Annotated in this window: 16 protein-coding genes; 3 read left to right on the forward strand and 13 right to left on the reverse strand. The window is 59.9% G+C overall.

From position 1 onward, the window contains the following. Positions 1 to 4: 4 nt before the first annotated feature. The 4 genes from CQ012_RS04360 to CQ012_RS04375 form a co-directional block, all read right to left on the reverse strand. Positions 5 to 4,798 carry an NAD-glutamate dehydrogenase gene (locus CQ012_RS04360; RefSeq protein ID WP_105661577.1) on the reverse strand — a complete coding sequence of 1,598 codons (4,794 nt, stop codon included), beginning with the start codon at positions 4,796 to 4,798 and terminating at the stop codon, positions 5 to 7. A 125-nt stretch (positions 4,799 to 4,923) separates the two neighbouring features. Continuing rightward, positions 4,924 to 6,171: a CpaE/TadZ family protein gene (locus CQ012_RS04365; protein WP_105661489.1), complete on the reverse strand. Its 1,248-nt coding sequence runs from the start codon at positions 6,169 to 6,171 to the stop codon at positions 4,924 to 4,926. Then, positions 6,168 to 6,833: a CpaB family protein gene (locus CQ012_RS04370; protein WP_166650796.1), complete on the reverse strand. Its 666-nt coding sequence runs from the start codon at positions 6,831 to 6,833 to the stop codon at positions 6,168 to 6,170. Before CQ012_RS04370 ends, CQ012_RS04365 begins: the two co-directional genes overlap by 4 nt. Positions 6,834 to 6,923: 90 nt before the next feature. Beyond that, positions 6,924 to 7,550 carry a hypothetical protein gene (locus CQ012_RS04375; protein ID WP_133834288.1) on the reverse strand — a complete coding sequence of 209 codons (627 nt, stop codon included), beginning with the start codon at positions 7,548 to 7,550 and terminating at the stop codon, positions 6,924 to 6,926. Position 7,551: 1 nt separating this feature from the next. Here CQ012_RS04375 and CQ012_RS17745 point away from each other — a divergent pair, with 1 nt between their 5' ends. The 3 genes from CQ012_RS17745 (at position 7,552) to CQ012_RS04385 (ending at position 8,894) form a co-directional block, all read left to right on the forward strand. Further along, positions 7,552 to 7,695 (forward strand): hypothetical protein, encoded by a 144-nt coding sequence (locus CQ012_RS17745; protein ID WP_219844346.1) that lies wholly within the window; start codon positions 7,552 to 7,554, stop codon positions 7,693 to 7,695. A gap of 208 nt (positions 7,696 to 7,903) precedes the next feature. Then, the gene (locus CQ012_RS17750) at positions 7,904 to 8,329 is read left to right on the forward strand and encodes a LysM peptidoglycan-binding domain-containing protein (protein ID WP_219844347.1); all 426 of its coding nucleotides are present in this window, start codon (positions 7,904 to 7,906) and stop codon (positions 8,327 to 8,329) included. Positions 8,330 to 8,369: 40 nt separating this feature from the next. Continuing rightward, complete coding sequence (locus CQ012_RS04385) at positions 8,370 to 8,894, forward strand: Rv3235 family protein (protein ID WP_105656818.1); 525 nt, start codon at positions 8,370 to 8,372, stop codon at positions 8,892 to 8,894. Here the strand turns inward: CQ012_RS04385 and secA are convergent. The 9 genes from secA to CQ012_RS04430 all read right to left on the reverse strand — a co-directional run bounded on the left by secA (position 8,891) and on the right by CQ012_RS04430 (position 20,357). Continuing rightward, entirely contained in the window at positions 8,891 to 11,539 is a 2,649-nt protein-coding gene (gene secA / locus CQ012_RS04390; RefSeq protein ID WP_105661490.1) for a preprotein translocase subunit SecA, read from the reverse strand. The two genes, CQ012_RS04385 and secA, sit on opposite strands and share 4 nt — an antisense overlap. A 133-nt stretch (positions 11,540 to 11,672) precedes the next feature. Beyond that, positions 11,673 to 12,845: a winged helix-turn-helix domain-containing protein gene (locus CQ012_RS04395; RefSeq protein ID WP_181149010.1), complete on the reverse strand. Its 1,173-nt coding sequence runs from the start codon at positions 12,843 to 12,845 to the stop codon at positions 11,673 to 11,675. Between the two features lie 20 nt (positions 12,846 to 12,865). After that, the gene (gene hpf, locus CQ012_RS04400; RefSeq protein WP_105656863.1) at positions 12,866 to 13,564 is read right to left on the reverse strand and encodes a ribosome hibernation-promoting factor, HPF/YfiA family; all 699 of its coding nucleotides are present in this window, start codon (positions 13,562 to 13,564) and stop codon (positions 12,866 to 12,868) included. A gap of 169 nt (positions 13,565 to 13,733) precedes the next feature. Then, a complete protein-coding gene (locus CQ012_RS04405) occupies positions 13,734 to 14,522 on the reverse strand; it encodes a ComF family protein (protein ID WP_105661492.1) in 789 nt (262 codons plus the stop codon). 69 nt (positions 14,523 to 14,591) lie between these two features. Next, positions 14,592 to 16,295, reverse strand: coding sequence for an LpqB family beta-propeller domain-containing protein (locus tag CQ012_RS04410; RefSeq protein ID WP_105656822.1), 1,704 nt, complete (start codon positions 16,293 to 16,295; stop codon positions 14,592 to 14,594). Next, positions 16,295 to 18,115, reverse strand: a complete 1,821-nt coding sequence (mtrB, locus tag CQ012_RS04415; RefSeq protein ID WP_105656823.1) for an MtrAB system histidine kinase MtrB — start codon at positions 18,113 to 18,115, stop codon at positions 16,295 to 16,297. Before mtrB ends, CQ012_RS04410 begins: the two co-directional genes overlap by 1 nt. Further along, on the reverse strand, positions 18,112 to 18,792 hold the full coding sequence (mtrA, locus tag CQ012_RS04420) for an MtrAB system response regulator MtrA (protein WP_105656824.1): 681 nt from the start codon (positions 18,790 to 18,792) through the stop codon (positions 18,112 to 18,114). Before mtrA ends, mtrB begins: the two co-directional genes overlap by 4 nt. 136 nt (positions 18,793 to 18,928) lie before the next feature. After that, on the reverse strand, positions 18,929 to 19,993 hold the full coding sequence (locus CQ012_RS04425) for a uroporphyrinogen decarboxylase/cobalamine-independent methonine synthase family protein (RefSeq protein ID WP_105656825.1): 1,065 nt from the start codon (positions 19,991 to 19,993) through the stop codon (positions 18,929 to 18,931). Then, a complete protein-coding gene (locus CQ012_RS04430) occupies positions 19,986 to 20,357 on the reverse strand; it encodes a chorismate mutase (protein WP_105656864.1) in 372 nt (123 codons plus the stop codon). Before CQ012_RS04430 ends, CQ012_RS04425 begins: the two co-directional genes overlap by 8 nt. Positions 20,358 to 20,427 lie beyond the last annotated feature (70 nt).

A 20,427-nucleotide genomic window follows, 5' to 3' on the forward strand; every position in this document is an offset into this window, starting at 1 on the left:
GTATTTACCTTCGGACGATGGAACGCAAGAGGCGAAGTGCCACGGAAAGTGAAGCCATGTCGTCTCGTTCCAGGCTGTTCACTTCCGCGAACATAGTCTTCGCACGATCAAGGTTAGCCGCGTTTGCCTCTTCCCATGCAGCAACACGCTCTGCCGGGTCAGCAATATCGCCGTGGGCATCCAGGATGTTGCCGGTCAGGTCGATGATCGTGGTGTACAGGTCATCGCGCATTGCGGCACGAGCCAGCGCCTGCCAACGATCCGAGCGAGGAAGGTTGGTGATGCGATTCAGCAGGCTGTCCACATCGAACAAGTCGTAGAGCACGTAGTATGTTTCTGCAACCTTGACCGGAGCGGTCCCGGTGCGGTGCACATATTCTGCCACGTCCAGCAGCGCGTAGGATTCGAACTGAGTCGCCCACATGCTGGCACGACGCTCCGGGATCCCCTGGTCCATGGCCTCTTCACGCCACTCCTGGAATCTCTGGAGGTCAGTGCCCCGAACCAAGGTTGGCAGGGCCTCACGCAGTTCGGTAACCGTCGCTTCGTAGCGTTTGACCGCTTCGGTGACCAGCAGTTCCTGATCGACGCGGTTGATGAACCAGCGGGTGGCACGGTCCAGCAGGCGGCGCATGTCGTGGTGCTGGCGGCCCCAGTGTTCCAGATCGGTTCCGGCAGGCTGTGCATTGATCGCATCGAACTGGCGGTCGAATCCGTAGATCTCACGCAGCGCGCAGAAGACCTTGGCAATCTGGACTTCGCTGGCACTGGTTTCTTCCATGGCACGGAAGACGTAGGTGATGCCGCCCATGTTCACGATGTCGTTGGCGATCACGGTCGCGATGATTTCTCGGCGCAACGGATGGCTTTCGAGCTGATCCCCGAAACGCTCTACCAACTTGGTTGGGAAGTAGCGGCGCAGGGTCCGGGTGAAGTACGGATCATCGGCGAGATCGGATTCGGTCAGCGCGTTCGCCAGCTGGATCTTCGCGTATGCGGCCAGCACCGAGAGCTCTGGGGTGGTCATCGCCTCGCCAGCGGCGCGGCGCTCTTCCAGCTGATCCGCGTTTGGCAAGAACTCCAAGCCACGGTTCAAGTCAGCATGGGCTTCCAGCCACTGCATCAGGCGCTCGTACGCTGGTGTCCAGGTCAGTGCCGCATGCTTCTCATTGAGCAACAACACGTTCTGTTCGAAGTTGGTCGTCAGCACCAGATCACCGATGTTATCGGTCATCGAGAGCAGGAACTCCGTGCGTTCAGCCGCGGTGAGATTGCCCGCCTTGATCTGGCGGTCCACGAAGATCTTGATGTTCACTTCGCGGTCAGAAGTGTCCACGCCAGCAGAGTTGTCAATGGCATCGGTGTTCAGCAGGACGCCCTTGCGGGCTGCCTCAATACGGCCCAGCTGGGTCATGCCCAAGTTGCCGCCTTCGCCAACAACTTTCACGCGCAGATCTGCGCCGTCGACGCGGATGGCGTCGTTGGCTCGGTCGCCGACCTGGCCGTGGGTTTCAGCCGCTGACTTCACGTAGGTACCAATACCGCCGTTGTAGAGCAGGTCCACTGGCGCTGAGAGGATGGCCTTGAGCAGTTCGTTAGGGCTCAGCTTGGTGGTGCCGGCGTCCAATCCCAGGACCTCGCGGACCTCGGCGCTAACCGGCACGGACTTGAGGCTGCGCGAGTACACGCCGCCTCCGGCCGAGAGCAGCTCCTTGTTGTAGTCTGCCCAGCTGGAGCGTGGCAGATCATACAGGCGCTGGCGCTCGTCAAAGGCGACCTGGGGATTCGGGTTCGGATCCAGGAAGATATCACGGTGGTCGAAGGCCGCCACCAGCTTCACGGTGGGGGTACGGCGCAAACCGTTGCCGAACACGTCTCCGGACATATCGCCCACGCCGACGGCGGTGAATTCGTCCTTCTGGGTGTCGATGCCCAACTCGAAGAAGTGGCGCTTCACCGATTCCCAGGCGCCGCGTGCGGTGATGCCCATGCCCTTGTGGTCGTAGCCCACCGAGCCGCCCGAAGCAAAGGCATCGCCCAGCCAGTGGCCCTTGTCGGCCGAGATCGAGTTGGCGATATCGGAGAAGCTCGCGGTGCCCTTGTCGGCAGCGACCACCAGGTAGGAATCATCGCCATCGCGACGAACCACGTTGGCAGGGGCTTCGATGTGCTCACCGTTTTCGTCGGTAACCATGTTGTCGGTCAGCTCCAGCAGGGTGCGGATGAAGACCTTGTACGCGCCCTTGCCTTCTTCCATCCATGCACCGCGGTCGAGAGCTGGATTGGGAAGCTGCTTGGCGTAGAAACCGCCCTTGGCACCAGTTGGCACGATGACGGAGTTCTTGACCATCTGGGCCTTGACCAGACCTAGCACTTCCGTACGGAAATCTTCTCGGCGATCGGACCAGCGCAGGCCACCGCGGGCCACGGCGCCGAAGCGGAAGTGGGTACCCTCAACACGCGGCGAGTAGACCCACAGTTCGTGCTTCGGACGCGGGAATGGCGCGAAATCGATCTCTTCCGGGGCCAGCTTGAATGCCAGTGCCTTGTGGGTGGTGAAGTAGTTGGTGCGTTTGGTCGCTTCGATCACCTTCACGAAACGGCGCAGCAAGGTGTCGGCATCCAACGTTGGCACGGATTCCAGCGCTTCGGCGACCTTTGCGTGCGCCTTCTGCCGAGCAGCTTCCGAAGCCACGGAGCTCAGCTGCGGGTCGAAGGTGGCCTGGAACAGCTCCACAATGGCGTGGGTGACTGACGGGTTGCCAACCAGGGTGCTGGCGATGAAGCCAGTGGAGTTCGGAACCCCGAGCTGCAGCAGGTAGTGGGCGTAGGCACGAAGCATCGAGACTTCCTCCCACGTGAGTCCCTCGTGCAGCACCAGTGCGTTAAGGCTGTCGGATTCGGCGAGGTTGCGGACCACTGCGCAGTAGGCCTCAGCCAGCTTGGCTTCCACGGCCTGGAAGTTGATCTCCTCATCGATCTTCAGGCCCATGTCGTAGATGTAGCGTTCGCCGATTCCTTCTGGATTCAGCTCGTAGGGGCGTTCATCGACGACTTCCAGACCCAGATGCTGCAGAACTGGCAGTATGCGCGAGAGCAGCAGCGGCTTGGTCACATAGATCTTCATGCGCTTGGAAACAGCAGAATCCTCATCCTGCTTCTCGTCATCGTAGAAGGAGACAACCGGGCCATCGACTTCTGGACTGCTCAACTCGGTGAGCAGGTCAATATCCTTCAGCGCATCTTCGATTTCGAACTGCACCTTGTAGGAAGCCGGGAAAGCTTCGGCCCAAGCATTGGACAGCGTGTTGGCATCGCCCAGTTCCAGGCGCGCGCGGGCGGTGTCAACGATGGCGTCAGACCAGGAGCGCACGGCCTTGGCAATACGATCCTCCAGTGCCTTGCGGTCAACCACGGGGGCCAGTCCGTGGCGTTGCAGGCGCAGCCGGTAGAACAAGCGAACGAGCGCGCCGGCACCCAGCTGCGCTTCATATTCAACGGATTCTGCGTTGAAGCTGCGCTGCAGCTCCTGCTCCACCCGCAGGCGCACTGCGGTGGAGAAACGATCACGTGGCAGGAACACCATGGCAGTGACGAAGCGGCCGTAGTCGTCCTTGCGAAGGAAGACCGAGGTGCGGCGGCGTTCCTGCAGGCGCAGGATACCGAGGGCAATCTTGGTCAACTCGTCGACAGAGATCTGGAACATCTCATCGCGTGGGTAGCTTTCCAGAATGGTGGTGATGTCCTTGCCCGAGTGGGAATCAGGCGCGAAGCCGGTGCGCTTCAGCACCGCTTCAACCTTTTCGCGTACCAGCGGGACGGTCTTCACGCTCGAGGTGTAAACACTGGAGGAGAAGAGGCCGATGAAACGGCGTTCGCCGTTGACTTCGCCATTGGCATCGAAGCTCTTGACTCCGACATAGTCCAGGTACACGCCACGGTGAACGGTGGAACGGGAGTTCGCCTTGGTCACGATCAGCGCACGCTTGTCGCGAGCGGTGATGCGGCCGCGCTTGGTCAGGTGCTGTGGACCTTGGTCCGCCAGATCGCGCATCAGTCCCAAGCCGCTGCCTGGGCGGGCGACCAGGACGTCTTCGCCGTTGATGGTTTCCAGCGAGTAGTCGCGGTAGCCCAGGAACGTGAACTTTCCGTCAGCTAACCAGTCCAGCAGCTCCGATGCCTGCTGCACCTCGGCGATTTCCTCAGCCTTCGGAGTCTGCGGAAGGCTCTGCGCAATATCCTTGGCCCGGTCCAGCATGGCCGGCCAGTCCTTCACTGCAACACGCACATCTGCCAGAACGCTATAGAGGCGCTCAACAAATTCCTTGGCCTGCTCATCGCTGAGCTCGCGAGCGAGCTCGACTGAAATCCACGATTCGATGCGGGTTTCTGCACCGGCCGAAATCAGGGTGCTCAAATCCGAGAGCGCAGCGGTGTCACCGCTGGCAACATGCTGCAGACCAGCATGGCTGATCTTTGAAATTTCGCCGGTCTCGGTCTTGCGGGAGACAACGAACGTCGGATGCACTACCAGCTGAATTGGTGAATTCAGCTGCACTAGTGCGGCAGTTACCGAATCAACAAGGAATGGCATGTCATCGGTGACGATGTGGACCACTGAAATTCCGTTGTTGCGGGTAATGGCGACATTAGCGTTTTCAGCATCACGCTGATACCCGATTTCCAGATGTGCTGCCACGCGAGCTTCGAGTTCGTCTGGCCGGTAGGCCGCCACGTCTTCGGTCGCAATTTGGCCATAGTACTCGCTCACCAATTTCGAGGTGAGTGTCTCATCCATGAATGATTCTGACATGCTGGATTCCGACGAGTTCAAAAGAACGCCTCCAAGAACAAAGTTCGATCAACCCGCGCCTTTGCGGATCTCTAGTTTTACCCACATTACTCGGTTTTCACCTCTGGGGTTCAAGCTTCGGAGTGAAATCGACGACTATTCCATTTCTTGGGTGAATCCGTGGAATTTATGCCGGCCAAAGACCGTATTTCCATACGCAATAGGCACCGAGGTGCGATTTCGAGCAATGGGCTTCCTCCCAGCACTGCCGCGTTGCACGCGGCGCTGTCCTCGGGCAGATACCCTGCGATTTGGTGCGTCGGCCCAAACCGGTCCCACGCTTCAATCAACCTGCGCTTCGGGCTGCGCCCGGTACTGCTGGCTCCCACGCGGTTGAAGACGATTTTCGGATTCAGCCCGGGCAGTGCATCCTCCAATTCGTCGATGGCGCGAAGTGCACGCGGAATTCCCAAGCTGTCGGCACGCACGATCATGAAAAGCTCATCGGAGCACTGGAGCATCTCGACGGTGACAGCGTTTCGCTGTGGTGCTTGGGTATCGAAACTGAGCTGTTCGTCCAATTCAATGTACGGAGCCAAATCCAATACGACCAGGTCGTAGTGAACTTTGAGCAGCATGGCCGCTCGCCGCAGCGCCGAGGCCCGGACCTCGGGCCACCGGCTAGCACGCGGGATTCCGGTCGCCACGCGCATGGTCGCCTCCCCGACCTGGACCAAGGAACATGCAGCGTTAAGTCGGGCAACATCCATCGAGCCGGCGTCGATGGCACGGCACAACTGCGCGATGGATGCCGATTCGTCCATGAGCCCCAATTGAATGGCGATGCTGGCGGCGTAGGTATCTGCGTCCAGAAGCACCACGGTTTTTCCTGCTGCCGCCGTTTCCACCGCATAATTCAGCGCGACGGTACTGCGCCCGGGAGATCCAGGGGCGCTCCAGAAGCTGACGATTCTTCCGTTCCGGCCCGTAGAGTCGTCCTCCGGTTCGGGAACCGCGAGCGTTCCGTCGGTTCCAGAATGATTCAATGACTGAACTACGCCCCTGATGCGTCCTTCCAGCTCGGCCATGCCGGAATCCGCAGGCAGATGAAGGACATCAGGCAATGGCTTCCAGTCTTCGGGCCGGTCAAAGAACAGGACAACCGCTGTCTGGCGCATCAGCAACGCATCAAGTTGTTCCATGGGCGGCACCAGCTGGGCGTCGGCAACGATCAGCACATCAGCCATTCCGGTATCGCAAGCGGCAATGGCTTCGGCTATGCCGGAGCAGACGCGGGTGACCATCAGTTCCCCGCGGTACCCTTCGATTTGCCGGACGATTTTCTCCTGGTCGCCGAGCACTACGACCGAAATACTCATTGTTCGGTCCCGGCCGGGTTGTAGACGACGATAATTCTCGATTCGTTTGCCAGCGCTTGAAGCAGCGGTTCAAGCTGATTCGGTTCCACCAGCAGTTCCAGGTTGGTGCCTTGGGTTCCCACCAGTCCCCCGCCGCTTTCAACGCGTGCGGCGACTTCGACCATGGAGGAGAGCTTTTCCGGGACTCCGTAGGTGCTGCCGCTGGTTTCGCGTTTGGCAATCCATACGTCAACAAAGCTACCGGGGGTAATCGACGAAGAAAGGTCTGCCGGAAGATCGACATTGACCGGCCTGCGCGATCCCACTTCACTGTGCATTATCGAGGTGACTGGAATCAGCTGCCCTTCGCTGATAAAGGTGTTCGCTCGGGCGTCCTGGCCGAGCTGCGCATCTGTGTGCAGGTAGTTCTCGAGAGTTTCGCCAAGCTGGACTTCTTGAGTTTTCATGTTCTCGCTGGTCAGCTTTTCTCCGAGGGTGATATTGGTGCTGGCGACATACACCGTGGACGTCTGATGCAATTCGCCGACCAGGTACACGGTTCCCGCGACCGAAGCGACTACGAGCACCGCGCCGAGAGCCAGGCGTGGGTCCTTCCAACTAGGCCGTCGCACACGCGAGGCCGAGGTTGTCCGCGCGTCCTGGGCGATCTGTTCTGTGATCAAGGCTTTGACCTTCCGCCAGCATAGGTGCTTATGGATGGTGAGCCTACGACAACTTGGTCCTGCTGGAAAGACCTTGCGTGCACTTGTGGATCACGAAAGAGTGATCGCTTCGACCCATCCGATAGCATCCAGTGGAATCAGCAGTTGCGTTGAGGCCTGCTGGGCTCTGGCGAATTCATCGCGAGGATGCACCAGAATAATCAAAAAATCCTTGGCTACCTGAGTCAGAGTTCCTTCAGCCATGGAGCTGCCCGCACGGCCAAAAACATGGCATCGTGCGCGGTCCCGGAGCAATCCCCGCAGAACCGAGGAAAACTTCACCGAGCGGCCCGGCGCCCGCCGTTCCACCGCAGGTGCGCGCCTCGGCGGAAGGGCAAAGGATTCAATCGCTCCACTGCGGATCACCCATTGGGCCTGCTCTGTTTCCAGGCAGATGTAATCGGTCGCGCAAGGGCCGAGCTTCGCGCGGAGTTCGCTTCCCCCGGCCAGCCGGAGGCTCAATTCGTGTCCGTAGAACCGCATCAGAGTAGGCAGCAGTTCGGCAGTTGCCCGTTCAACCCTGATGTTTTCGGCAATTTCTTCACGCAGCTGCGCCCGGCTCTGTTCTGCTAGCTGAGCCTCCAAGTCGTCGAAGAGTGAATCCCACCGCATGCGCCCACTGTACGAGAATAAACATTTTTGCGTAACCCTATTCACAAAACGATCTCTAAGTGTCACTATGAACATCAAACAACATCAAATGACATCAAAATTCATTCAAGGAAGTGATTCGGGTGTCTCGCCAACGGCAAATATTCGTGCTGCTGCTCTTTTCGGCAGCGTCATTGGTCATTATCTATGTGGGAATCCAGTGGATATCTGATTACTTCCGGTCCCCAGTCGATGGGCTCGCCACAGCGGACCACATAAGGCTTCTCGTCAGCCTTTCGTTCCTGGCGTTACTTACGCTGTACTTGCTGCGCGTGGCCTTGGCCCAGATGATCCGCTGGGCGTTCACCCACCGCAAGCCGAAGCTAGCGCGGTTCTTCGAACGAATCGCCCCCGCACTGAGCAGAAGAATTCTAGGCTCAATGCTTGGAACCTCGATTGCCCTCTCTTCAGTCGCTGCAGCCTACGCGGGTGAACCACTGGCAGTTTCCCTGGCACAGGTCCCGGCGGAAAACGCCAGCCAAGAACTAGCCAGCTATGCAGGCCCGCAGCAAAACTCCGTACCGAGCCCGCAATGGTTCCCCGAATCCATGAGCGTTCCCCTGAGCCCACTGGTATCCCCCGGGGCCAGGAATCCAGGCCAACGTTCGGTGCAACGCACAGAAGTTGTCGTCGCTGAAGGGCAGAATCTGTGGACCATAGCGGCAGAACATCTAGGTGCCCAGGCCACCGTGGAAGAAATTTCTGCCTATTGGCCAAAGATCTATCAACGCAACAAGAAGTCCATCGGCACCGACCCGGACCTGCTGCGAGTTGGAACGGTACTTGAACTACCGCCAGCCGGCTAAGCGCATTCAAGAACTTCCCCACGCCCAACTAGGAGTCATCATGAGCACCATCGCCATCAGCCCCCGTAGCGCCAACACCGGCTACTATCAACCGGACATCTACGCAGCCAACCTCCCAGACCCGAACCCGGCTGGCGCCACCTCGGCCGCCGAGCCTTGCCAGGCTCCGGCTCACCTGCGTCGGGCAATGGACAATATCTTCCATCGCTCTGCTGTCTACCGCAGCGAGCACCGGGCCATCGTTGAGATTTCGCATGCAGTAGCCCGCGCGGTCTTCGAAATCGTGGCTGGGTACCGCACCGTGAATCAGCTGGCATTCGTGATGGAGCCCTCTTGCATTGCCAAGCTCCGGCGCCGGGCCCTCCTGGAGACCCAGTGCTACACGCTCGAGCCGCTGCCGGGCACGGCACACGGGCAGATCATCTCATTGCACCTGGACCGGTGCATATCAGGTTCTTGGGAATGCACCGTCATCTTGGGCTTTAAATACCGCGTCCGTGCCGTGGCTCTGAAAATTGAGCCCTGGCACGGACGGTGGCAGGTGACCGATGTGGAGCTAATCTAGCTGCGCTTGGCCTTCTTGTTCTTCTTCTTGCTCGACGTTGCCTGGGCGCGAGTGGTGCTGGCTTCGCCATCTTCATCCGGGCCGGTGAACTGCAGGTTCTTCGGCTTCGCCGATTCGTCAACCACTGGCGCGGCAGCTGCTTCAGCTCCGGTGGGGATCTCCAAGTTGAAGAGGGTTCCGATGCTTTCCTCGCGGATGCCTTCCATCATGGTCTGGAACATGGTGTAGCCTTCACGCTGATATTCCACCAGCGGGTCGCGCTGGGCCATGGCACGCAGTCCGATTCCTTCCTTGAGGTAATCCATCTCGTACAGGTGCTCCTGCCACTTGCGACCGATGGTCGAGAGCACTACACGGCGCTCCAGATCGCGCATGGTGGAAGAACCAACAAGCTTTTCCCGCTCTTCGTACTGGTACTGGGCATCCGAGAGGATTTCGCGTTCCAGGAACTGCGCGGAGAGGTGCCCCACTCCGCCGGCCTCTTCGAGAACTTCATCGATGGTGATGCCGATCGGGTACAGCTGCTTGAGGTTGGTCCACAACGACTTGAGCTCCCAATCGTCCGGGTCGCCGACCTGGGTCGCTTCCAGGACCATTGCCTTGACGACATCTTCCAGGAAGTGGCCGACCTTTTCTTCGAGGTCGTCGCCTTCCAGGATGGAACGGCGGTCAGCGTAGATCGCTTCACGCTGGCGGTTCATCACGTCATCGTATTTCAGCACATTCTTGCGCTGCTCGGCGTTGACGCCTTCCACCTGTGCCTGGGCGGACTCAATGGCGCGCGAAACCATCTTGGATTCCAGCGCCACGTCATCTGGCATCGACGGGTTGTTCATGATGCGCTCGGCCATCCCGGAGTTGAACCGGCGCATCAGGTCATCGGTCATCGACAGGTAGAAACGCGATTCGCCCGGGTCGCCCTGGCGGCCGGAGCGACCACGCAGCTGGTTATCGATGCGACGTGATTCGTGCCGTTCGGTGCCCAGCACGTACAGGCCGCCGAGCGCCGCAACTTCCTTCGATTCGTTGGCGACGGTTTCCTTCGCCTTGTCAAAGACTTCGTCCCAGACCGTGTTGTACTCTTCCGGGTTGTTCTCCGCATCCAGGCCACGGCGCTCCATCTCGGCCACGGCCAGGAACTCAGCGTTGCCGCCGAGCATGATGTCGGTACCGCGGCCGGCCATGTTGGTAGAAACGGTCACCGCGTTCTTGCGGCCGGCCATCGCGACCACGGCAGCTTCGCGAGCGTGCTGCTTGGCGTTGAGCACCTCGTGGCGGATGCCCTTCTTGGAGAGCAGCCGGGAGAGGTATTCGCTCTTTTCCACGCTGGTGGTGCCCACCAGGATCGGCTGTCCCGTCGCATGGCGCTCGGCAATGTCCTCAACCACAGCATTGAACTTGGCGACTTCATTCTTGTAGATGTAGTCCGACTGGTCCATGCGGATTGCTGGCTTATTGGTGGGAATCTCCACCACGCCCAGCTTGTAGGTACCCATGAATTCCGCGGCCTCGGTCTGCGCCGTACCGGTCATGCCCGAGATCTTGGCGTACATGCGGAAGTAGTTCTGCAAGGTCACGGTGGCCAGAGTCTGGTTCTCGGCCTTGATCTCAACGTTTTCCTTGGCCTCGATGGCCTGGTGCATGCCCTCGGAGTAGCGGCGGCCAGCCAGTGCACGGCCGGTATGCTCGTCAACGATCATGACTTCGCCGTTGACAACGACGTAGTCCTTGTCCTTCTTGAACAGTTCCTTGGCCTTAATGGCGCTGTTCAGGAAGCCGATCAGCGGGGTGTTGTTCGCTTCGTAGAGGTTATCGATGCCCAGGTAGTCCTCGACCTTTTCGATGCCCGACTCCAGCACGCCGATGGTGCGCTTCTTTTCGTCGACCTCGTAATCGTCTTCACGCTTCAGTCGCGAGACGATCTTGGAGAATTCGGTGTACCAGCGGTTCACATCTCCCGAAGCCTGTCCGGAAATGATCAGCGGGGTACGCGCCTCATCGATCAGGATCGAGTCGACCTCATCGACGATGACGAAGTTGTGTCCGCGCTGGACCAGCTCGTCCTTGCTCCACGCCATGTTGTCGCGCAGGTAGTCGAATCCGAACTCGTTGTTCGTGCCGTAGGTGATATCGGCTTCATACTGCTTGCGCCGCTCGGCAGGCTTCTGGCTGGAGAGAATGCAGCCGCAGGTCAGACCGAGGAAGCGGAAGACGCGACCCATCAGATCCGACTGGTACTGGGCGAGGAAGTCGTTGGTTGTCACCACGTGCACGCCGTCACCGGTCAACGCGTTCAGGTAAGCCGGTGCGGTAGCGACCAGGGTCTTGCCTTCACCGGTACGCATTTCAGCGATGTTTCCCAGATGCAGGGCAGCACCGCCCATGAGCTGGACATCGAAGTGGCGCATGCCAAGGACCCGGTCCGAGGCTTCGCGGACCACCGCAAAAGCTTCTGGGAGCAAGTCATCCAACGTCTCACCGTTAGCCAAACGTTCGCGGAACTTGTCGGTTTCACCCTTGAGCTCTTCGTCCGAAAGTTCGCGAATTTCGACTTCCAACGTATTGATCGTGTCGGCGTACTTACGAAGAGTCTTCAGAATCTTCTTGTCGCCGGTACGCAAAATACGTTCTAGCAATGATGCCACGTGGTAGCTCCCAATATCTCAAGCACAGTAATTTCTGGCGTCTTCAGTCTACGTGAGGAAAACAGCACATCTGGCTATTTCAATCCCATTTGCGCTGTTCTTATAGCGAACAGCGATTTGATCAACAGGCCCTTCACAGCCCGATTTCCACTCGTTCAAGTTCCAGCCAGCGCGCCATGCGATCCAGCTCGGCTCGCAATCCAGCCTCGACACTGGCGTCGACACCCTGCTCGTAATGCACCTGCTTTGCGTGCAGCACCGACCTGGCCCGGTCAGCTTTCAGATCCACTCGGCCCACGAACTCTTCGCCGAAAAGCATCGGGAAAACGTAGTAGCCGTAGCGGCGCTGATTTTCCGGCACGTAGATTTCGATGCGGTATTCGAACCCGAAGAACTTCTCCAGCCGGCGGCGATTGAAAACCATCGAATCAAAAGGTGACAGCAAACGCAGGTCAGGATCGATCCTGCGCGGAATCTCGGTGCCGGCCTGCAAATAGCAAGGCTCGGCAATGCCGGCAACCTGTACTTCTTCGATGAGACCAGCACGTGCCTGCTGGGCGAGCTCTTCTTTCGCCGCGCGCACCAGAAGACGGAAATACTCTGCGACGCAGTGAGCGGTGGCGATGCCAAGGGCATCCATGGCCCGGACAACCAGCCGGGCGAGGGCCTCGTGCCGCTGCGCCGCATCGAGTTCCTGTTGCGTGCCCACCACATCCGCGGCTAGTGCGTAACGGCGTTCAAACTGGGAGTTGCGTCCCAGCGTCAAGATCTTGGCTTGGGCGAAAAGCGACTCGGTGACGAACTTGGTGTCATTCCAATTCCACCCCCAATGCTTTTTCTCCCCGACCGGGGCGACGTCCAAAGCCTGGCTGATTTGCCGGGCGCTGGAGCCTGGATTATTGGACAGGTATTCAAGGACGCGATCCGAGAGGTCATGCTGTTCGGCGGAGAACCCATCTGATTTATCGATCCAGGTTCGGCGCTGCCATACCCGCAGGTCTTGAATGAGTTCGGAGCTGACCACCGAGGCCTCATGGGCCCAATATTCGGTGATAGGGCTGAGCGGTTTGGCCAGAAGCTGGTCCAGCACCTTGGTGTCATAGGCGCCGAGCCGGGCGAACATCGGCATGTAATGGGCCCTGCGAACGACGTTCACCGAGTCAATCTGCAATTGCGCGATACTGCCGATAGCGCTGACGATTCTCCGCGCGGTGACGGGTTGTTCTTTCCTGCCCTTGGACAGGCCTTGGGCGGCCAACGCGATTCTTCGTGCCTGCTTGAGGCTGAGAATGCGTTGGCCGCCCACGCTAGTTGTGGTTCCGATGACTAGCCTTCTGTTGCCAAGGCTTTGTCACGGTAGCCGCGAGTTTCCCTGGTGGCTTCTTCATTGGAGTTCAGTGATGGATCCAAGGAGATGACACCGTACTGGTACTGGGTGCGGCCATAGACCACGGCGTGCTCGCCGGTGGCTTCATCGATGAAGAGGTAGAACGGATGGCCGACCAGTTCCATGCGGTCCACTGCGTCATCAACGCTCATCACTTCTGCAGGGAAGGACTTGCGGCGGATGACCACTGGCGAGTACTCGGCGTTGGCCTCGACTTCGGCAGCTTCCGCGGCTTTCTGGGCTTCGATGGTTTCTTCAACCAACGACTTGCCGCTCGATGCGGTAGGCAGGCCGCCAGTTGCCTGGTGGACAGCCAGCGGGGTGTGGTTGCCGCGATGCACCTTGCGCTTGTCGCGGGCCTTGCGCAGGCGTTCAAGCAGTTTTGCGAACGCGATGTCGAAAGCCGCGAACTTGTCAGCGCCGCGAGCCTCGGCTCGAATTGCTGGGCCACGGCCAACAACGGTCAATTCAACGGACAGTGCAGTGCTCTGATCACGAGCGTGTGCTTCTTTGAGGACCTTGACGTCGATGCGCTGTATTTTGGTGGCCAGCTGGTCAACCTTGGTGATTTTCTCGTCAACATACTCACGGAAACGATCCGAAATGGTGATGTTGCGTCCGCTGTAGTTCAGCTCCATGGTGTCCTCCAATAGGGAGTCGGGTGACACAACAGTCCGAAAGTTCCATCCTTTCGGACTGAAGATGGGCTTTTAGCTGCATCTGTGATGCATCCCATACTTCACCTTATGCCACCGTGGCCAAGATTCAAGTATCCGGGCTCACAATTTCCGATCGCGGTAAGCGTAATTACTGTTCAGGTGCATTATTTGGCGGTCTCGTCAAAGCCAGTACCACCGCGCTGGTGACGTCATATCCTGCCTCATGGCAGGCCATGGCCGCGTGCCGCAACGTCGAACCGGTGGTTAGGACGTCGTCGACCAGGATGACCGGCTGGCCATTAGCGCTGGCACGCTCGGCAACGAAATGGGTTCGGCCGCCGCGCCGGTCTGAACCGCTCTTGGTTTTCTGCGCCCCGCCCAAGGCGGAACCGAGGCGGTAGTGCAGCAGCGTGCGGCACTCTAGATCTGCCGACAGCAGCCCGCGAGCGAAGCCGTGGTCGAGCATCGTCTTCACCGGAGAGTAGCCACGCTGCGCTGTTGCCTTGAGCGAACTGGGCACCGGCACCACCAGGGTAGGAAGATTCGCGCGCTGCGGGATGCATCCGGCGTTCAGCGCGGCAGCAAGATAAGGGGCGAAGAGCGAGACGAGGAAGTAGCGCTGCTTGTTCTTGAATGCCAGCAAAGCCCGAGCCAGCTCCTTGCCGTAAGCGCCGCAGGAACTAACGGCAAGCTGCTGGCCGAGCGCGGGAAGCTCGACATAGAGATGATGCGTGTCCGGCAGGGGCGGCAGGCTCAGTTGGCGTTGGATTTCACTGCGGCATTCGGGGCAAAGCCGAAAATCTGCCCGGGCGCAGACCGCGCAACAGGCCGGAAGCAGGAAGTTCGCGATTTCCCTGGTGCCGAATCCCAGCCAGCGCATGGGCCTGCTGCGGGACAGCTCATCGAAGTACCGCAGCCACTCTTCGGGAATTTCCATACGGCCAGACTGGCCGATGAACCGCGTCGATCGGTCTGGTCGCCAACGAGCTGTGGAGCAAGGTCCTGCTTAGCCGGGATAGGCGACGTCCTGGGCAAAATCCTCAAGCTCGTGCCAGGAATTGCCCACGCGGGTATACAGCTTCTCGTTGGTCTCGGCATACACTTCGCGGCGGCTGCCGACACCGGTAGCGATGCCGACCATGCCCAACAGCAGCTGCAGGTGCTCGCTGCCGCCTTCGAAGGTGATCTGGGCCGCTTCAACAGCTTGGTCATCACCGAGCTCGGCAACAATAATGGATCTGTCCGAATCCCATAGCGCGGTATTCACCGGAACTTCTGGATAGATCTTCATTGGCGAATCCGTGAGTCCGCGGGGCACACCTTCAGCATCGCGGATCACGCCGGCGACGTAAACCGACGTGGTCTTGCCGATGGTTGCCACGATCAGCGCCCGCGCGCCGTCGCGGGAAATCCGCAAGGAATCGATCTGGGCATCTTCCAGCCAGGCCACATCGATTGGACGGGCTTCACCCTTCATTTCGGTGTCGGCAGGGACCGCCCTGATCGGGGTAGCTGCCCCGTTATCCGCGGTCCAGGTCCAGCCGGCCAGATCCATGGACGGCTGGATGAGCTCCTCGCCCTCCAGCGAAAGGCGCAGGCTGCCCTTGTCGTCAATCCCCCACAGCTGGGTGCGGCGGCCGTTGAGGAAGGCATAGCGATTGCCGACCGGAGACATGGCCGGGTCCCGTGGGTTGTATCCGGAAATATCCGGGACGCCGCCCACCGGAATGATCGAGAGTCCCTTGACGTAGACCAAGTACTGGTCCGAAATGCCGATCAGCGTATCCTGCGTGCTGGGGTTGGACGTAGCCGGCTCGAAGTTAGTGTCTTCGGTCGAAAGGTTGACTTCGTTTTCCTCCCGCAGCAGCTTTACCGAGTCCACCGGAGCTAGGCTGGTCAGCGTGGCTTCCATCTGCTGCTTCATCAGCAAGATGCTCCGGTCGGTAGCATCTGCGAAGGTATTGGAGTTCAAATCGATGGTCGCTTCGCCATCGCGCACCGGCACCGCTGAACGCACCAGTCCGCTGGCCGTCGAGAAAGCGGAGACGACAGCATTTTGCAGGTACGGGGCTGGTCCTGCCAACAAGGCTTCCACCATCGACGTGGTGGTGCCCGAACCCGAGGTGAACCACCGTATGTCGGGAACCAAATAGGCGAAGCTCGCATCGTAGAAGTACAGGGTCTGCGCGGCAAAGATCTTGGTGAACGTCGAGGCTTCGAGCATCGTGCCGTCCGGGGCTTTGGTAATGCGCCATTCGTCGTCTACCTTGGCGACTTCGATATCCACTGCACGGGTCGAGTGATCCGGGTAGTCGGTGCGCACGCCATGCGCGTCGACTTCACCGGTGATTTCGAGCTGGATGGTGTACTTGTTCGCATCGGCCCCGTTGACCACATTGAAGGCATCGTAGATCAGCGTCTGCGTATCACCGCGCCAGGTGTTGCTCAGCTGCGCGTCCATGAATTCGCGGGAGACAGCATAATCTTCGGATACCGAACGCCCAGCCTCGACGAACCCCTCGACGATGGCCCTGGCATCAGCACCTGCTGCCGGTCCATCGGCCGCATAGCTGTAGCTTTCAGCCCCGCTAGTGTCGGTTCCGGCTTCAATCTGCTGGACGGTGGAAGTTCTAGGAATCGAGGCGCAGCCAGAGATCGCAAGCGCAGCAGCAAGGATGATCGCGAGGCTGGAAAAGAATTTCTTCCGCATCAGCTCTCCCCTTCCTTCTTCTGCTCGTTGCTGCCGAGGTTCGGATTGGTGACATCGTCATCTGGCGAATCCGCATCCAAATCCGGATCAAGAACCAGCGGCGTGTATCCGATCTTTGGCACTTCACCGGTCAGCGGGAAGCTGTCTCCCAAAATCACCGTAGCCAGGCTTTCAGGAACTGGCGGTTCCAGTGGAAGCGGCGACGAAGCGATCTCCAGGTCCTCGCTGCGTGGCAAGGTCAGGCGGAAGACCGAGCCGACCCCCGGCTTGCCCCACGCTTCCAATCGGCCATCGTGCAACCTGGTGTCCTCCATCGAGATCGACAAGCCCAGGCCGGAACCTCCGGTGGTCCGTGCACGGGCCGGATCAGCGCGCCAGAATCGGTCGAAGACGTGGTTGCACGCCTCTTCGGACATGCCGATGCCGTAGTCGCGCACGGTGATCGCCACCGCGCTCTGGTTGGCGCCGATGGTGATATCGATTGGCTTGCTTTCACCGTGCTCCACCGCGTTGAGCACCAGATTGCGGATCACACGCTCGACGCGGCGCGGATCCACTTCTGCGACGCAACCGTCGCTGGGCGCGTTCAGGCGGATGAGCGAACCGTATTCATCAGCCACCGGGGTGGCGGTATCGATAACCTTGCGGGCTATGACGTTCAAGTCCGTTGACTCACGGTCAAGCACCGCGACGCCGGCATCGAAGCGGGACACTTCCAGCAGGTCATTGAGCAGGTGCTGGAAACGCTCGATCTGGTTGTACATCAGTTCGGCGGACCGCGCGGTAAGCGGATCGAAGTCCTCGCGGGCATCGTGGATCACTTCGGCAGCCATGCGCACGGTGGTCAGCGGGGTGCGCAATTCGTGCGAGACATCGGAAACGAAGCGTTGCTGCATGGCCGAGAGATTATTCAATGCGGTGATCTGCTCTTGCAATGAATGGGCCATGTGGTTGAAGGCCGTCCCCAATCGGGCCACCTCGTCCTTGCCGGCGACCTTCATTCGGCGGTCGAGGTCACCGGAAGCAATCCTCTCCGAAACATACGCGGCATCGGCCACCGGGCGGACCACGGTACGGGCGACCGACCACGCAACGAAGCCAACCACTGCCAGCAGAATCAGCCCGGTGAAAGCCATCGCACGATTGATGAATTCGAGGGTATCCTGCACGCTGGACAGGTCGTAGACCAGATACAGTCCGTACTCGCGTCCAGGCGGAATCAGTACCTTGGTGCCGACAATGAGACCGGGCTTGGTTGCGGTATCGGCACCCAGCTCGATGGAACGCCAATAGATGCCTTGCTCCCCTGCAACCCGCTCCGCGAGATCGCCAGGGATCACGCGGGTGGTCAGGGAACCGGAAGCCATTGGCCCAACATAAAGGCTTTGGTCACCGGCAATGGGCATCAGCACGAAATCGCGGACTACGGTTGCGCCATCGCCTTCCAGGGAAGCCAAGGTCGAATTCACCAGGGCCTGGGTGGAGGCGCGATCGGTGGTGGAAGCCGATTCGAGAATGGAGCGGGCCTGGACCAGGCCGCGTTCCGATTCCTTGGATATCTGGTTCACGCGCTCTTCGAAAAGCGTGGAGGCGATCTGGTTGGAAAGGAAGGCGCCGGCGGCAACCAAAGCCAGCGCAGTGAAAAGCAGCGTCGAAATGACGGTGCGGAACAGCAGGTGGCGTTGCCAACGCAGCTTGGCGGTGTGCCAGGGACGCTTGATCCACTGCTCGATTTTGCTCCACCGGGCGGGTTTGGACTGCGACTGGGCATGCACATCGACCGGAACCAACTCTGCACCGGTCGACGTGTGCGAACTCAACTTGCCGAACCAGCCTTGTATCCGACACCGCGAACGGTCTCGATAATCTGCGGCTTCTCCGGGTCAATTTCAATCTTCGAGCGCAGGCGCTGCACGTGCACGTTGACCAAGCGGGTATCTGCAGCGTGCCGGTAGCCCCAGACGGCTTCCAGCAGCTGCTCGCGGCTGAAGACCTGCCATGGCTTGCGGGCCATGGTGACCAGGAGGTCGAATTCCAGCGGGGTCAGCGACACGACATCGGTTCCGCGGGTCACTCGGTGCCCGGCCACGTCGATGGTCACTTCGCCAACTTGCAAAGTCTCCGCGGCGTGGGTTTCGCTTGGACGCAAACGGGCTCGCACGCGGGCCACCAGCTCGGCTGGTTTGAAAGGCTTGGGCACGTAGTCATCGGCACCGGATTCCAGCCCGCGGACAACGTCGGCAGTGTCCGACTTGGCGGTGAGCATCACGACGGGAACGTCGGATTCCGCGCGGATCTGCTTGCATACCTCGATGCCGTCAATGCCAGGCAGCATCAGGTCAAGGAGCACCAGGTCGGGGTTCGCTTCACGGAATGCTTCCAGAGCACCGGAACCGTCGTAGCAGAATGAGGCATCGAAGCCGTCATTTTGCAGGACAATGCCAATCATTTCCGACAACGCTTCGTCATCGTCAACGACTAAAATCCGTGCCTTCATCCCATGTCCCCCTGAAACCGTAGGTTTGAGGTTTCAGCCAACTGGCCAAACCGGGTAGATCCGCTACCCCACTATTCCTAAGATACATGATCAACCGCCCTTTTCGGGCTGTGACCGGCAGGAATCAGGCAGTTAGCTACGCATCGACGCGTGTCTGCTCCAACGCTTGGGCATAACTGGCCAGCCGTCGCAGGTTCTCGATGGCCTGCGCCGAGCTGCTGCGCGAGAAGTCTCCACGCGGCATCAGGGTTAGTGCACCTAGCTGCCCCAAGCCCAAGCCCAGCTGACGCCAAGGACGAAGAATGGAGTTCACCCCTTCTACAACACCTGGTGCCCGGGTTCCGGGGGCGAGCACCTGCAAGAAGACGCGGCCCCCGCCTTCGACAAGTCCCGCTACCCGCTCCCACTTGCGGTGCGTCAAGCCTCCAGGGTCGATGACCAGCGCGCCGGCACCGGCTTGGTGCAGCAGATCCACCCGTTCAATCCAGTGTTCATCCTGGGTAGGCAGATTCAGCAGCGAGGTGACCCGTTGGCCTTCGGCCTCGCCAGCGAGCACCTTGAAGAACTGCGCATAGGCGCTTCGCACTTCGGCGCGTGGGATCGAGCGCAGGGTCCGGTATCCGCTGGCGGTACTGATTGTGCCGTCGAGCGCGTCGCCCAGCAGCGGCTCATCAATCTGGATAGTGAAGTCCGCCAGCGAGGTAATGCGGGCCAGTCGGTCCAGATGCTCGCGTGCTCCGTGGGCGTAGGACTCGATGATGTCGCGGCGCGCCCCATGATCGCTGATCACCCGCTCCCCGTTCGACAGGTACAGGCTGGCGGCCAAGGTCCACGGACCGAGCAAGGTGAGCTTGAGGCGCTGGGCAGGTTTCGCTTCCGCGCCGAGTACATCAGCTAGCAGATTCTCGTCACTGCGCAGGATGCTGCGGGCACGACGGGCATCGATACCGTCCTTGGCACCGATCCTCCAGCCGTGCGGCTGCAGATCGAAGCCGAGGTCTGCCAGCAAGGTGGCGCTGCGCCCTACCGCATCGGCGCCGACGCCACGATCCGGCAGCTGCGGGAAGACCGCGAGGTTGGGTTCTCCCAATTCCCCGCGCACCACTTCGTGGATGGCCGACGGGTCGCTGCCCGGGAACTGGCAGAAAGCGGTGGCGTGAACATCGCGGCGTTCAGCGGCCTCGTGTTCCTGCTCAGTCATTGTTGTGCGAGTCAGAAATGTTCTGGTGGTGGCGGATGACTTCAGAGATCACGAAATTCAGGAATTTTTCGGCGAATTCTGGATCAAGATGCGCTTCGTGGGCCAGGGCGCGCAGGCGCTCGATCTGCGCCTTCTCGCGGCTAGGGTCGCTCGGCGGCAACTGGTGCTCGGCCTTCAGGACCCCTACGCGCTGGGTCGCCTTGAAGCGTTCAGCCAACAGGAAAACCAGCTGCGCATCGAAGTTGTCGATGCTGCCGCGGATGGCGTACAGCTCTTCGAGGACTTCATTCTGGACCTCGCCCTGCAACGAGCTGGCGTGCGGGTCGAATGACTGGGTGGTCTCAGTGTTCTTCGGCTCGTTCATGATCACCAGTTTACGGGTTCGCATGACGGATTACCCACAAGGTGACATGCCCCGGACACGGTGCCTGACC

The sequence above is a fragment of the Arthrobacter sp. MYb214 genome (assembly GCF_002979865.1).
In the GTDB taxonomy this organism is placed as follows: Bacteria; Actinomycetota; Actinomycetes; order Actinomycetales; family Micrococcaceae; genus Glutamicibacter.

Excerpts from the sequence above, each read along its gene's own strand:
- mtrA (WP_105656824.1), bottom strand. The coding sequence starts at position 18,792 with ATGAAGGCACGGATTTTAGTCGTTGACGATGACGAAGCGTTGTCGGAA.
- CQ012_RS04365 (WP_105661489.1), bottom strand. The coding sequence starts at position 6,171 with ATGAGTATTTCGGTCGTAGTGCTCGGCGACCAGGAGAAAATCGTCCGG.
- CQ012_RS04430 (WP_105656864.1), bottom strand. The coding sequence starts at position 20,357 with ATGAACGAGCCGAAGAACACTGAGACCACCCAGTCATTCGACCCGCAC.
- CQ012_RS04410 (WP_105656822.1), bottom strand. The coding sequence starts at position 16,295 with ATGCGGAAGAAATTCTTTTCCAGCCTCGCGATCATCCTTGCTGCTGCG.
- CQ012_RS04360 (WP_105661577.1), bottom strand. The coding sequence starts at position 4,798 with ATGGATGAGACACTCACCTCGAAATTGGTGAGCGAGTACTATGGCCAA.
- CQ012_RS04405 (WP_105661492.1), bottom strand. The coding sequence starts at position 14,522 with ATGGAAATTCCCGAAGAGTGGCTGCGGTACTTCGATGAGCTGTCCCGC.
- CQ012_RS04425 (WP_105656825.1), bottom strand. The coding sequence starts at position 19,993 with ATGACTGAGCAGGAACACGAGGCCGCTGAACGCCGCGATGTTCACGCC.
- hpf (WP_105656863.1), bottom strand. The coding sequence starts at position 13,564 with ATGGAGCTGAACTACAGCGGACGCAACATCACCATTTCGGATCGTTTC.
- CQ012_RS17750 (WP_219844347.1), top strand. The coding sequence starts at position 7,904 with ATGCTTGGAACCTCGATTGCCCTCTCTTCAGTCGCTGCAGCCTACGCG.
- CQ012_RS17745 (WP_219844346.1), top strand. The coding sequence starts at position 7,552 with ATGAACATCAAACAACATCAAATGACATCAAAATTCATTCAAGGAAGT.
- CQ012_RS04385 (WP_105656818.1), top strand. The coding sequence starts at position 8,370 with ATGAGCACCATCGCCATCAGCCCCCGTAGCGCCAACACCGGCTACTAT.